At 44.8% G+C, this 14,598-nt stretch carries 8 protein-coding genes; 6 read left to right on the top strand and 2 right to left on the bottom strand.

From position 1 onward, the window contains the following. Window positions 1-61: 61 nt before the first annotated feature. Both QUB20_RS25480 and QUB20_RS25475 read right to left on the bottom strand, forming a co-directional pair. Entirely contained in the window at window positions 62-481 is a 420-nt protein-coding gene (locus tag QUB20_RS25480) for a hypothetical protein (protein ID WP_333250457.1), read from the bottom strand. 251 nt (window positions 482-732) lie between these two features. Beyond that, window positions 733-7,233, bottom strand: coding sequence for an AAA family ATPase (locus QUB20_RS25475; RefSeq protein ID WP_333250455.1), 6,501 nt, complete (start codon window positions 7,231-7,233; stop codon window positions 733-735). Between the two features lie 535 nt (window positions 7,234-7,768). Between QUB20_RS25475 and QUB20_RS25470 the strand changes: the two genes are divergently transcribed. The 6 genes from QUB20_RS25470 to QUB20_RS25445 all read left to right on the top strand — a co-directional run bounded on the left by QUB20_RS25470 (window position 7,769) and on the right by QUB20_RS25445 (window position 14,424). Further along, complete coding sequence (locus QUB20_RS25470) at window positions 7,769-7,936, top strand: polysaccharide deacetylase family protein (RefSeq protein WP_333246638.1); 168 nt, start codon at window positions 7,769-7,771, stop codon at window positions 7,934-7,936. A gap of 998 nt (window positions 7,937-8,934) precedes the next feature. Further along, a complete protein-coding gene (locus QUB20_RS25465) occupies window positions 8,935-10,098 on the top strand; it encodes a GuaB3 family IMP dehydrogenase-related protein (protein WP_333057335.1) in 1,164 nt (387 codons plus the stop codon). A gap of 747 nt (window positions 10,099-10,845) precedes the next feature. Then, window positions 10,846-11,169 carry a thioredoxin gene (trxA, locus tag QUB20_RS25460; protein WP_006631199.1) on the top strand — a complete coding sequence of 108 codons (324 nt, stop codon included), beginning with the start codon at window positions 10,846-10,848 and terminating at the stop codon, window positions 11,167-11,169. A 189-nt stretch (window positions 11,170-11,358) separates the two neighbouring features. After that, entirely contained in the window at window positions 11,359-12,426 is a 1,068-nt protein-coding gene (locus tag QUB20_RS25455) for an LOG family protein (RefSeq protein WP_333250453.1), read from the top strand. A 344-nt stretch (window positions 12,427-12,770) separates the two neighbouring features. Beyond that, on the top strand, window positions 12,771-13,976 hold the full coding sequence (locus QUB20_RS25450; protein ID WP_333250451.1) for an urease accessory protein UreH domain-containing protein: 1,206 nt from the start codon (window positions 12,771-12,773) through the stop codon (window positions 13,974-13,976). Beyond that, complete coding sequence (locus QUB20_RS25445; RefSeq protein ID WP_333250449.1) at window positions 13,951-14,424, top strand: hypothetical protein; 474 nt, start codon at window positions 13,951-13,953, stop codon at window positions 14,422-14,424. Before QUB20_RS25450 ends, QUB20_RS25445 begins: the two co-directional genes overlap by 26 nt. Window positions 14,425-14,598: the final 174 nt, after the last annotated feature.

Genomic DNA, 14,598 nt, shown 5'->3' with positions numbered 1-14,598 from the left:
ATTAATAATTTATAACTCTGCAATTATACATTATTGGGCCAATTTTAGCAATCTTTTCCTATCATTCAACACTTCTGGTTCCGTCTAATACCCGCACCCGTCGTCCACACCATTGTTGTTCTATGGGAACTTCCTTTTCTAGGGCCTCTGCGACTATGGGTACTAACTGTTGAACGAGTTTTTCTGGTAGTCGCGAACTCGCTTTACTATATGCCCCGGTGTCTGAAGAAGGAGGCTTGGCTCTGGCTGCCCTGGGCCACGTACTCATCCGCTTCACGGCTTGACTTAAACTTTTGTCGGGATCGAGTACCTGGGATACCATCGCCCACAAGGTGACTACCGGTGTGTAGATGCTTTGGTAGTAGGTGATCTTCTCATTCGCTAGAAGCTCACCTACTAAGGAATCTGGCAGCAGCTTCTCCCAAGGTGAGGCAACGCTCTGCAAAAATTGTTGTTTGAGAATAGACGCACGGTTTGGCATAATGGAGAGAGATATTTTGGTTTGTAAGGCAATTATCTATGTATATCTTGCCTTACAGATTTTTTTTGGCTCACTTTTTCAGTGCCATTGGACTTTAGCTATTAGACAGGGAATTCATTCCCTGGCGGACTGGCGGCCCCACTAGCGCACTTGGCGGACTGACAGCTTAACTTGTCACCAATGCCCTGGGCCGTTTCCCTACGGGGTTCGATCGCGCGGTGTACTTCATAAACCTGGAATCTGCTATATCATCATTCACCAACCAAGGATTCAGTTAAATCGAGAATCTTCTCAAACTGAAACCTCGTCACCCAATTTCTGAGAGTTTGAAGCTCGAAAGCGTGAGATTCAGGAATCTCCTCAAGGAGTTGACAAACTAATTCCGCATCAGCGTCAATAGCTGCTTCATATAATTTTACTATCCATTCTTTTGACATCGATGCTAATAAATCAGTGAAATTTAACGGTTCTCCAGTCACATTAGAAGGGGGAGATGGTAGCTCTTGCTCCTGATAAATATAAAGGACGCCCAAATGTTTAGTCATGATGTCAAAGATGGCCTCTGTGTGGAACGGTTTTCGCACAAAATCATCACAACCAGCCGATAAAATAACTGCCTTTTCTTCTTCCCACACGCTAGCAGTAATAGCAATAACAGCAGTAGCTTGACCTTTGATAGTGCCTTTAATGCGTTTCGTGGCTTCATAACCATCCATAACGGGCATTCTCATGTCCATCCAGATCAGATGGGGTGAGTAGGAATCCCAAATTTCAAGCGCTTCAATACCGTTAGTCGCTTCTTGCACTTCAAAACCAACAGGTTTGAGGAGTTTAACTAACAGTTGCCGATTGTAATCTCGATCGTCCACCACGAGGATGCGATATTGGGGTTGGTTAGGCGCTAGGGCCACGACGCGACGACTTTGAGGTTGATTTTGAATTGTGCTGGCATCAGCGATGCCCACAGGAATGTCAAATTTAAATGTTGTACCCGTTGTGTCTTCTAAAAATTCCTTGAGAGGCATTCCAGGGGTGAAAGCTTTACCGTGACTAATGACTGTTATTTCACCTCCCATCAAGCGGACAAATTGACGGCTAATCGTCAGTCCTAATCCGGTTCCTTGCTGCAGTTTTTGACCGGATGCTGTTTGCACGAATGGTTTGAATAGATTCTCCATTTCCTCTACTGCAATGCCAATTCCCGTATCTTTTACTTCAAAGGTAATGGTTGTTGATTGTGGCTTGTTGGTTGTTTTAGTTTCGGCTTCTATTTGGGCTTTTACCTGTTGATTTTTTACTTGTAAATACACATTTCCCGAAGCGGTAAACTTAACGGCATTACTGATTAAATTAATCAGCACTTGCCGCAACTTAATTTCATCAGCGTAGATATATTTAGGAACATCGGCAGCACATTCAAATCGTAAGTCTAAGCTTTGATCGGTGGCTTTTAAGGCAAACATATCCTCGATTTCAGCTAATAAATGATGAAGATTCAAATTATTTTTAGATAGCGTCATGCGTCCTGCTTCAACTTTGGAAAGGTCAAGCACCTGATTAATTAGAGATAATAAATGCTCTCCACTGCGCTGAATGATGTTAAGGTTCTCTTTTTGTTCAGTTAACAGATTGGTATCCTGATTCATCAGTTGAGAAAAACCCAGAATGGCGTTCATGGGAGTTCGCAATTCGTGGCTCATGTTGGCAAGGAAAATGCTTTTGGCGAGGTTGGCGGCAACGGCTGCTTCTTTCGCTTGTTCGAGTTCTGCTTCAACTTTTTTGCGCTCACTAATCTCCTGTTCTAAGCGGACATTTTCGATCAGCGTTTTTTGTGCCTGCTTACGATCGCTAATATCTTGAAAAGCTGCGATCGCATATTCTACATTACCCGTGTCATCGAATATTGGCGTACTGGTTGATTCTACAGAAACAATCCGCTCGTTTTGATATAGTTCCAAGTCATCAGCCTGAGCTTTTTCACCGCCAAGCGATCGCACCAGGGGCAACTGTTCGACTGGATATATCTCCCCTGTCCCTGCCCGATAAACGCCATAGGTTTGCGATAGTCGATCGGTTTCCATTTTTGGTAAATCTTGAATATTCAGTAACTGCTGTGCAACTTGATTGGTGTAAATGATTTGTCCTTTGGCATCGTGAACGGAGATGCCTAGGGGAATAGCATTGAGGAATTTATTCAGGCGATTTTGCGTCGATTGTACTTGGGTGTAGAGTCTGGCGTTGGTAAGTGCGATCGCCGCTTGACTTGACAGCAGTTTAATTAGTTCCAGGCGATCGGGTGTAAAAACGCCATCTGCTAAATTATTTTCCAAGTAAACAATTCCAATTAATTGCCCTTGATTGATCAGAGGGGCGCACAGGATAGACTTGGGCTGCTGTGTTTTGATATAAGCATCTTGGGTAAATCTGCCTTCACGGGAAACATTGGTTTCAATCAATCCTTCCTGAGTCCTTTCAACATAGTGAATAATCGATAAAGGCAGGCAGGTTTCTATAGGAGTCGATTGCAAAACCATCACCTGATTTGAGTTAGCCTCACCTGAAGCTTCGACTCGCAGTTGTCCTTGAGACTCTAAAATTAGATAGCCAGTTTGTGCCCCGCAGCTTTCCAGCAGGATTCTCATCAAAGTCGTCAGGAGTTTATCCAACTCAATTTCACTGGCAATTGCCCCAGATGCTTTCATCAATGCTGCCAAATCCAGGGTTTCCCCTGAAATGCTGTTAGATGTATCAGACAGGCTGTTGCGCGATTTATCCGACAAATTGGCTTTCGTAAAACGCTTTAAAAGTTCTGGATACTGTTGTTTCAAATCAGTCATTTTAGCTGTTGCACCCCAACGTAAATAACAGTAGTAAGCATTTGTCATATAGGCTTGGGCAACTTGCTCTTTTCCCCAAGCGAGGTAGAATTTGGCAGCCAGTTCATTAGCCAAAGCCTCTTCGTTGATGTACTCATGTTCTTTGGCTAAGGCAATGGCGCGATCGTAGTAGTCGATCGCCCTAGCCTTTTCACCCAAAACTCGATGCCGCTCTGCCTCCACTAGATAGAATTTATGGAGGTGAGTCATCGGAGCTGAACTCGCCCATTTCTCGATCTTTTTCTGATTGGATTCAACCTTTTTCAGGATTTGTTTTTGCTCATATTTAGAAACATCAAAATATATAGCAAGATGAGTAAGGGAATTGTAAAAATGAGAAAGAGGAACAGATCCCACAGCACTGTTTATATTTTTTTCAACCAAGGCGGCATTTTCCAGGGCTTGCTGATAGTCTTGAAAAAGATAGCCGAGGTATAATTTAAAAAAATAGAGGGAATGACAAATATTTGTAGTATTCGCCGCCAAATGAATGGGCAGCATTTTTATTTCATCATAGCTTTCACCGATTAAACGGCACTTATCTTCAGCCCGACCCATTAAGTTCAATACGACCTGCCGCTGGAGTTGATTGTAATAAAAGAATGTTTCTTGATTGAATTGCCGGAAAGCGTTACTGTACATAGCCATCTCCCGTTCCAGCCTTGTCAGTTCCTTGCCCGCTACCAGGGAATAGTAGCAGTATGCGCCGGCTGAAAAAGTCGCATATTCTAAATCTCCGGTTTCCCGTCCAATCAAGTAAGCATCTAGCAAAGGGGTTAAGCTTTCCCTAATATGCTCGTGCCAATGTCTAATAAAGTAATTAAAGATAAATAATGTCCGAGATTTAAGTTTTGTTGCCTTGAATTTATCGACTAACAAGAGAGCAAGTTTCCCAAATAGATAGCCGGAGTTAACATCGTTTACGACTTCTCCAGAAAGAATTAGTCCGTAGGTAGAATAAGCATAGGATGACACCGGAGTATTACCATATTTTACTGATAAATTAACCTGTTTAAACACGATCAGCGGAAACAATTCTGGTGTGGCAAAATAGGCAGCAGAAAGCATAATTGATAGGATACGCATGGCGGCTATCTTGTCAGGATCGGTCATTTCTGGCAGGTCTATCAAGTCCTCGATTCGTTTCCCTGCTAGCCCGATCTTTGTCCTGGCGAGTGCAATGATAATATCTAATTTATTTGGCTTCTTGGGAAAGCTAATCCCCAACAGCTTTAATACTGAAAGTGCCGTCTCTATCGCTTCTAACGGTTTGTTTTGTGCTGTATAGGCTTGAATCTTGACTTCATAGACTTTCACTTTGTCCAGCAATGAAGTAGCTTGTTGAAACACAAGGTCAGCCAATTTTTCCATTTCCTCAACGTGGCCACTCAAGATAGCAGCTTCTACTGTTTCCACATATAGTGCTAGACTTAGGTCATACTGACGAAGCCAACTATCTGCACTCAGGCAATTTATACCAATGCTTAAGTAATTCCAGGCCGGTTTCCAAGCTGCTGATGCCTTCGCTTTTTTGCCAGCAATTAGATTTAATGGAGCAAGTTTATCTTTTTCTAACTGAACATCAATTGTTTCAATACGGAAGTTGAGCTGATTGACAATATCAAAAATCTTTTGTTGGAGTACCTGTGGTGGTGTATTTTGTAACAACAGTTGCCCGACTTTCCAGTGAACCGCTTGCTTGTCGTGTGGGGGAATTAGGGAATAGGCGGCTTGCTGGATGCGATCGTGAGCAAATTTATAAGTAATTTTTAAGTCATTCGCCTCTCGGTTTGTTTTCAGGAATTTGTAATCATCTCCAAGGGGTAATATCAATCCTGCTTGAATAGCATTCCATAATTCATCAGCCGTTTCTTTTTGAGAAGTTTCATTAATAATTGAAAGTGTTTCTAAATCAAATTGGTTGCCAATGCAAGCGGCTAATCGTAAAACTTTTTGTGCTGAATCTGATAATGTTTGAATTTTATCTGCCATGAACTCAACAACGTTATCAGTAATATTCCTAGTTATAATTTGCTCTAAATCCCAATACCAAGCCCCAGCATTAGTATCAAATTTAAGCAATTGCTCGGTATAAAGTGACTTGAGAAACTCTTTGATAAAAAACGGATTTCCTTGTGTTTTTTGCCAAACTAAATCGGCTAATTTTTGCGCCTGGATGCTATCGGTTTTCAGCGTATCCGCAATGAATTCATTAACCTGCTTTAAATTTAGGGGTGAAACGGAGAGATGATTAATTACAACTCCCTGCTTTTTCATCTCAGATAAAGTCAGCATTGCAGGATGACTTGCAGAGACTTCGTTATCTCGATAAGCTCCAATTACAAACAGATATTGAGTAGTAAAATCGGTCATGATCAACTGGAGCAATTGCAACGTAGCGCTGTCTGTCCACTGAAGGTCGTCTAGAAATAGGACGAGGGGATGTTCTTTTTGGCAAAAAACTTGAATAAAATTTTGAAAAGCTAAATTAAACCGATTTCGTGCTTCTGTTGCAGGTAATTCTGGGACGGGATTCTGTTTGCCAATAATCAGTTCCACTTCGGGGATGACATCAATAATAATTTGTCCGTTGATTCCTAATGCACGTCGAATCTTTTCTCGCCAATGTTGTAATTGGGGTTCAGTTTCGGTGAGCAATTGTCGCACCAATTCTTGGAAGGCAGCGACTAAAGCTTGATAGGGAATATCGCGTTGCAACTGGTCAAATTTACCTGCAATAAAGTAGCCGCTTTTTTGAGTGATGATCTTATACAGTTCCTGAACTAAAGCTGATTTCCCAATACCAGAGTATCCCGAAATTAGCATGAGTTCAGTTTGTGTCTCTACGGGCCGATTTTGTGACTTAGTTGTGCTTGGGCTACTCAGGTTATTTGCTAAACCAGCCCCTACCTGTTTTTCTTGTCTCGACGCTACACGATCAAATGCACTCAATAAGGACTCAATCTGTGATTCTCTCCCGTACAGTTTTTGAGGGAGTTGCAATTGAGGATAAATATCTTGGTATCCCAAGGAAAAAGCTTGAAATTTACCAGTTCTAAATTGAGCGAGACAAGTTTTTAAATCTGCGTTGATTCCCCAAGCACTTTGATATCTATCTTCCGCCATTTTGGCCATTAACTTCATGACAATTTCTGAGACAGTCAATGGAATTTCTGGATTATTTTCATGAGGTGGAGTGGGTTGTTTTGCAATATGGCAATGGACTAACTCAAGTGCATCAACGGATTCAAAAGGCAACTGGTTGGTTAGCAGTTCATAGAAAGTAACGCCAAGAGAATAAAAGTCAGTGCGATAGTCTAGTGAGCGATTCATCCTGCCTGTTTGTTCTGGAGACATATAAGCCAATGTCCCTTCTAGAAGATTAGGACTTTTGAGGCTGGGATTCTCTTGGGATAGGATGGTAGATAAGCCAAAGTCAATAATTTTTAATTGTCCAGTTTGAGGATTCAAGACAATATTAGATGGATTGATATCTTTGTGAATGACATTTTTTTGATGAACTTTGCCTAACGCATCTGTGATTTGGATGGCTAGGTGGAGAAACTCTGGTAATGCCAAGGGACGGCCATCCAGCAGGATTTTTAAGGACTCTCCTCCAAAATCTTCCAACAACATGAGTTGTGTGTTATCGTATTTTCGCAGTTCGTAGGCTTTAATCGTTTCCTCTAGGTTGAGAAGGCGAGTGATTTCGTATTCTTGCTGATAGCGGTAGAGTTCGGCTGGGGTGGGGTAATCCTCTTTGAGGAGTTTCAAAATCAAAGGTTGCTGATTTGATTTGAGGATGCCTCGGTATACGAGGGAATTAGCACTTTCGTAAATCTGGCTGACAATTGTGATATCGGGCAGTGAAATCATGTTGGGAATTATTGCTGCCTAAAAAAGTTGAGTATACAAATAAATATAACATGGGGAGGAGCGGGTGAGAGCAACAGTAAACTCGCTGCGAATATACATCCTTGCCTTACACCCCCCACAACTCCGGATCTTTTATTATTGCTTTTTTGCTCTGGACTTACTTACGCTATATGTATGGTACAAGTGTACTGGCACTTGAAGCGTCTAGCTATTGTACGATCGCCAAAAATAAAAATTTTCGTAACGGGCAATAATTAATGATAAAATAGCTTAAGGATTAAGTTACCCAATTGTGGTTATCTGACAGCAATTCACTTTAATGCTCGATCGAGTGCGTGCAGCTATGCGAATCGGTAAAATCTTACAAAATTTTCTGCTTTTCACAATAGCGTTACTTTTCGCAGTATCGCTGTTAATTAAAGTTACTAAATTTCACAATTATTTCGGCATCAACCGCGCCGATACTGAAGTAAAAGTTGTTGCCCTCACCTAGGACGACGGGCCCTATCCTCCCTATACAAATCAGCTTTTAGATATCTTAGACCGCTATCAAGTTAAAGCAACTTTTTGTGAAATCGGCCGCAATATTGAGAAACATCCAGAAATGGTGAAAATGATTGTCGCGAGGGGAGATGAGTTGGCAAACCATTCCTACTCTCACAAATCGCATTTGCCATCCTGCTCTGGCTGCAAGATAATCTAATTGAGTCATTAAAGCTGGAACTAAAGCTGCCCGAAACTGCACCGGCACAGTAGAGTTACTAGCAATTTTTTTAACCAGTTCCAGCAGCAAAACGAGGTTGTCGGTGGCTTCCGGGAGGCGAGAACCGGGGAGAAGGGCGATCGTCCGAACTCCGGGTGTTAACTGCAAATCTTTGCCCGTAGAATTGAGGTTGTCCATGACAGGATTGCCAACAAACAGAGCTTTCTTTAAACCCTGTTGGTTTAAGTCAGCAGCAGTCAAAGCATCTCTAGTAAAAACCGCCAGACATTTCTCTGAGCAAAGCAACTGCCACAAGATTAAACCCAAATTGACTCGCCCCTCGTAATAACTAGAAGGGGCAGAGAGAAAAATTATATAGGGGCGGTTGCTGGCATGGGCGATCGCCCCGGCGACAATATCCCCAGTGGCCACCACCAAATCGCAGCGGCGCGAATGCGTCCAAACAGCTTGCAATTGCTGCCAAGTCAAAGCAATCAGCCCCGCCCCAATATCTTTGAGGAAAAACAGGGGATTCATGTAAAAAACTCCCCCAGACGGCATTTGACTGGTGGGCCCAATAATTGGCACGGTCGATCGGCGGTAAGCAGCCCCGTCAATCGATTTTAGATTTTAGATTTTAGATTTTAGATTGACTTGCGCGAGATAAATGCGGGGGCTTGAGGATTTTCGATTTTGGATTGATTCCACGGATAAATCACGTGGCGGGTACCACCTTTGAAATTCGTGGTCACCGACAACCGGCATCGCCGAAACATCAACATCCGCGCCAGATACTCTCAAAGCTTTGAGAATTTGACAGTTAATCGCGTCTTCCCCGTGCCCGTTGCTGAGGAAAAGTATCCCCTTCGATTTCATATAATCAGAATACAATCAGAATCAGTGCCGAGCTTTTTTTAAAGACAGCCGTGCGATAGCTAAACTCGGGCGGGCTAACTTTTTGTTAGTCTAATTTAAATACATTGTGGAAGTGAAACAGCGTGAATATTGAAATTGGGCGGGGCAAAAGCGCTCGCAGAGCTTACGGCATAGATGAAATTGCGCTTGTACCCGGACAGCGCACCCTCGATCCGAGTTTGGCAGATACCAAGTGGCAGATTGGCGGGATCGATCGAGAAATCCCGATCATCGCCAGCGCCATGGATGGAGTAGTCGATGTCCGCATGGCGATTTTGCTGTCGGAATTGGGAGCAATGGGCGTGCTCAACCTAGAAGGAATTCAAACCCGCTATGCCGACCCCCAGCCAATATTAGAGCGCATCGCCAGTGTGGGGAACCACGAATTTGTTTCCCTGATGCAGCAACTCTATGCCGAACCCATCAAGCCAGAATTAATTGACCTGAGAATTAAAGAAATTAAAGCTGGAGGAGGGATTGCCGCCGTCAGCGGTACACCGGCTGCTGCGAGCAAATACGGCCGGGCGGTTGCTGAATCGGGAGCCGATATATTTTTTGTGCAAGCAACAGTAGTCTCGACAGCTTTCCTTTCCCCTGAAGCGATCGCACCTCTAGACTTAACTAAATTCTGTCAAGAGATGCCGATCCCAGTAATTTTGGGCAACTGCGTCACCTACGAAGTCGCCCTGAATTTAATGAAAACTGGCGCTGCGGGCATTCTCGTGGGCATTGGGCCGGGGGCTGCTTGCACATCTAGGGGCGTATTGGGTGTCGGCGTTCCCCAAGCCACAGCGGTAGCAGACTGCGCCGCCGCGCGGGACGACTACTATCGCGAAACTGGCAAATACGTGTCGGTGATTGCTGACGGCGGTTTAATTACCGGCGGCGATATCTGCAAGTGCATTGCCTGCGGTGCCGATGCAGTAATGATTGGTTCGCCCTTTGCCAGGGCCGCCGAAGCTCCTGGCCGCGGCTTTCACTGGGGGATGGCGACTCCCAGCCCGGTTTTGCCGCGCGGCACTCGCATTCGCGTGGGGACTACGGGTACTGTGGAGCAAATTTTGCGGGGGCCTGCGGTGCTAGATGACGGTACGCACAACTTGCTCGGAGCTCTGAAAACTAGCATGGGCACCTTGGGCGCTAAGGATCTTAAGGAGATGCAGCAGGTGGAAGTGGTAATTGCTCCTTCTCTGCTGACTGAGGGTAAAGTCTATCAAAAAGCTCAGCAGTTGGGCATGGGTAAGTAGATTTACTGATCGAATACCAGCATACCTTGACAAAATTTGTTCCACAGTCTCGAAATTTACAGAATATTGTGGAATTATCGAGAAGGAGATGTCACAATAGAAGAAGCGGAGACGCATGTTTCCGTTCACTCCTCACACCACACTCCGCCCGGACTACTGTTCGGGCGGTTCCTTTTTTGCCGGAAATCTTGGCTCTTGCTTACTAGATACACAACTGAGGCTTTTACCTCCGGAGAGGGGGAGAGGGGGAGAGGGGGAGAGTCTGGGGGTGGGAGAATTTTTTTTCTACATAAGTGCATTCTGCCTTGGGAAACATCAGTGCCTTGTTCCTTCAGGAATGAGAATTAAATAACTTCCACTCTTGAAAGTGGGATGGGCTCTTATAGCCCGTCCAAAAAAGACGGGCTATAAGAGCCCATCCCACAATAACAATTAAAATTGTAAGTTATTTAATTCGCGATCCTCAGAAACCTTGTGCCTTCTTCCTTCTACCGTCTTCCCTCTTCCTTCTTCGTTCAGAAGCCTTCTCTTGAAATCGTTGACCGAAAGCAGACTCAGGACTGGTGAAATAAAAAACCTGTATCCGAGGAAACTTGCCGAACGTATTTATCCGTGGGGTCAATGCTTCAATTCTAAAATCTAAAATCTAAAATCTAAAATCTAAAATCTAAAATCGATTGACGCAAGTGGTTACACTTTTTGCTAGACTTGTTATCCGAGAAATAGTATTTACAAGGATGGCTAGGGATGTCAGCAGCCGCGCAAGTAACCGACTCTACCTTTAAGCAGGAAGTGCTCGATAGCGAAGTTCCAGTTCTAGTGGATTTTTGGGCTCCCTGGTGCGGGCCCTGTCGGATGGTGGCGCCCGTCGTAGACGAAATTGCCCAGCAATATGAAGGGCAGGTCAAGGTAGTAAAAGTTAATACCGACGAGAATCCTAACGTCGCCAGCCAATACGGTATCCGCAGCATTCCGACGCTGATGATATTTAAGGGCGGTCAACGTGTGGATATGGTAGTTGGGGCAGTTCCGAAAACTACTCTGGCCAACACTCTGGAAAAGTACATTTAACTGAACTGCGAGGGGTTTCGCGCTGTTCTTTGTGGGCCGCGAAAGCTAACTCGCTTCAGAACCGGGGCTAAGCTACGGGAAAAGTTATTAGTACCCAGCAGAGCAATTTGCTGGTGGCTATTGGCTTCTAACTTTGGCTTGCCCCTTAATTTTTAGTCGCGACAATTTGTTACCGTTTCGGAAAAATTCATGATTCCTTCTGGGTATGGTCAAGGTTTTGAGTCTCTCCAAGCTGAAGTGATGGAGTTGCTCGATCGCTTGCCAAAGTTGAAGCACTCTGAGTGGATCGAACGATCGCTCTCTACTATAGTGCAAATGGCCGGAGAGGATCTCGATCGGCTAGACTGGAAAATTATTGCGGCGTCGCTCCGAGATATGGAGAACGCTTTTGAGATGTTTTATCCTTACCGCCACGTTCGCAAAATTGTGATTTTTGGTTCGGCGAGGGTGTCACCGCAATCTGTAGAATATTTGATGGCCAGAGACTTTGCGCGGGCGATGGCCCAGCAGGGTTTTATGGTGATTACTGGCGGCGGCGGGGGAATTATGCAGGCGGGGAACGAGGGGGCGACTGCTGAAGGTTCTTTTGGGCTGAACATTCAGTTACCTTTTGAGCAGAGTTCTAATCCTTTCATTGCCGGCGATCCCAAATTGCTCAATTTTAAATATTTTTTCACTCGTAAGTTATTTTTTCTCCGGGAGAGCGATGCTTTGGCTCTGTTTCCGGGCGGTTTTGGCACTCTGGACGAGGCTTTTGAGTGTCTGACTTTGACTCAAACTGGCAAGTTCGGGCCGGCTCCTTTGGTATTGATCGATCGACCCGGAGGAGATTATTGGCACGATTGGAATTATTTTGTGCAAAAACAATTGCGGGGCCGGGGCTTGATTTCAGTCAACGATCGCAGCCTGTATACGATTACTGACGATGTAAATGTCGCTTGCGAGGCGATCGGTAGTTTTTATCTGGTTTATCACTCCTGCCGCTACGTGCGCGAAAAACTGGTAATTCGTTTGAAAACAGAGCTTTCTGAGGAGAATGTCGATCGGCTAAATACTGATTTTAGCGATATTGTTGTCACCGGAAAAATTGAAAAAAGTCAAGCTTTGGAACCGGAAATAGGAGATGCAACTTTCGATATGCCGCGCCTAGTTTTGCATTTCAACCAGCGGGATTTAGGGCGGCTTTATCAGCTAATTGCTACAATCAATCAAATGGGTGCAGCTTCGCCGGCTGCGGCGCATCCAGAAAAAAAGTAGTTATTAGTCAACAGTCAACAGTCATTAGTCATTAGTCATTAGTCATTAGTCATTAGTCATTAGTCATTAGTCATTAGTCATTAGTCTGTTGGGGCGGGTTTCACGAGAAATATTTCTAACTTACTCAGGGGATAAATAAACCCGCCCCTCTGATGGAGATAAATTTGACCACGAATTTCAAAGGTTGTACAAACCCCCGCATTTATCCGTGGAATCAATCCAAAATCGAAAATCGAAAATCCTCAAGAAAGAGCATTTATCTCGCGCAAGTCAATCTAAAATCTAAAATCTAAAATCTAAAATCTAAAATCTAAAATCTAAAATCGATTGACTACTAACTCAAAATGCTAGACCTGCTGCTAATTGCAATTTTGGGATTTCTCGGCAGTTTCGGTCACTGCGCGGGGATGTGCGGCCCGCTGACAATGGCGTTTTCTCTTTCTAATTCCGGCAACGATAAATTAGCTGCTTTCCGCTTTCATTTGCTGCTAAATTTGGGGAGAATTGCTGCTTACGCTTTGGTTGGTGCAGCAATTGGCGGAGTGGGTTCGGTGTTAATTGCGGGCGGACTTTTAGCAGGTACGGGTAGCGAATTGCGACGGGCGATCGCACTTCTGACGGGTACGATGCTGATTTGGTTCGGAGTAATGCAAATTAAACCGAACTTGCTGCCGGGATTGCCGCTGTTGCACCCAATGTCGCACGATCGAGTCGGACAAGCAATGAGCAAGCTTTCGGCACAAAAAAACTGGTGGGTGCCGATTGGTTTGGGTTTGCTTTGGGGTTTGATTCCCTGCGGTTTCCTCTACGCGGCGCAGATTAAGGCGGCGGAAACCGGAAATCCGGTTTTGGGTGCGGCAACGATGCTGGCTTTTGGACTCGGCACCTTGCCAACTATGCTGGGAGTGAGTTTTTTTGCTGGCAGATTGAGCGCGGACAAGCGCAGTCAACTGTTTCGGATGGGTGGTTGGGTGACAGTGGCGATCGGGATTCTTACCTTGCTGCGAACCGATGAAATGGTTGATTTTACGGGCCACGCAGCGCTGCTGTGCTTGATGCTAGCACTGTTGGCGCGTCCGGTGAGCAAGTTTTTACCGCAACTGTTGCGCTATCGCCGCGCCTTGGGTGTGGGCGCGTTTGTCCTAGCAGTCGCCCACACGTTTCATATGCTGGATCATACGCTGAAATGGAATTTTGACGCGCTATCTTTTATGTTGCCACAGCATCAGTTGGGAATGGCGGCTGGGATGCTGTCGCTGCTGTTGATGTTGCCGGCGGCGGTTACAAGTTGCGATCGTATTCAAAACTATTTAGGCAAAATGTGGCGAATCCTTCACCTGTTAAGCGTTCCAGCTTTCTTGTTGTGCGCTGTACACGCGGCACTCATCGGTTCCCACTATCTCGGCGGTTTTGAATGGAAGTTGCACAATCAACTGCTGACAGCCGTGTTAGCGGTGGTTGTGGTGTTAGTTATGTTTGTGCGATCGCGCTTGTTTTGGTCAGTTTTATCACTAGAAAATTTCTATGTTTCGCCTGTCAAACAAAAGTAAAACTTTAGGATTGTTAGTTTTTTTGGGATTCCTAATTGAAGCAGCAATTCCCAGTGCGCCCCAGTTCAACTCGATTTCTGTTTTAGCGCACGAAGTCGAAGTATCGGGAGATGTCGCCGCTACCTTTCACCTCGAACCCAACCACAATCCCCGCGCCGGACAGCCTGCGAAAGTGTGGTTTGCCCTAACTCGCAGGGGCGGTCAAATTATCCCACTAGAGCAGTGTAATTGCAGATTAGCAGTTTATCCTAAAAATCGTAAAGAGGGGGATAAGCCGCTGATGCAGCCGCTTTTAACCGCCATATCTGCCGAGAAATATCAAGGGATTCCGGGAGCTGATATCGTGTTTCCCAAGGCTGGAATTTACGAACTTGAATTGAGCGGAACAGCCAAAAACAAAGCTAATTTTAAACCCTTTAAACTGACTTATACAGTCACGGTTCGCTAAGATAATATTTCCATCACCGAACATAAATCTTGTAGGGGCTGGTTCACCGAAAATAAATGCCTAAAACCCACAATCTCATAAACCCGCCCCCACCCAACTAAGATAATATTTCCATCACCGAACATAAATCTTGTAGGGGCTGGTTCACCGAAAATAAATGCCTAAAACCCACAA

The organism is Microcoleus sp. B4-C2 (assembly GCF_036705265.1).
GTDB lineage: Bacteria > Cyanobacteriota > Cyanobacteriia > Cyanobacteriales > Microcoleaceae > Microcoleus.
The sequence above is the reverse complement of the archived record's forward strand: the minus strand, read 5'-3'. Positions and strand labels throughout refer to the sequence as shown.

Bases quoted from the DNA above. Each gene is read 5' to 3' on its own strand.
- QUB20_RS25445 (WP_333250449.1), top strand. From the start codon at position 13,951: ATGTTTCGCCTGTCAAACAAAAGTAAAACTTTAGGATTGTTAGTTTTT.
- QUB20_RS25455 (WP_333250453.1), top strand. From the start codon at position 11,359: ATGATTCCTTCTGGGTATGGTCAAGGTTTTGAGTCTCTCCAAGCTGAA.
- QUB20_RS25480 (WP_333250457.1), bottom strand. From the start codon at position 481: ATGCCAAACCGTGCGTCTATTCTCAAACAACAATTTTTGCAGAGCGTT.
- QUB20_RS25475 (WP_333250455.1), bottom strand. From the start codon at position 7,233: ATGATTTCACTGCCCGATATCACAATTGTCAGCCAGATTTACGAAAGT.
- QUB20_RS25450 (WP_333250451.1), top strand. From the start codon at position 12,771: ATGCTAGACCTGCTGCTAATTGCAATTTTGGGATTTCTCGGCAGTTTC.
- trxA (WP_006631199.1), top strand. From the start codon at position 10,846: ATGTCAGCAGCCGCGCAAGTAACCGACTCTACCTTTAAGCAGGAAGTG.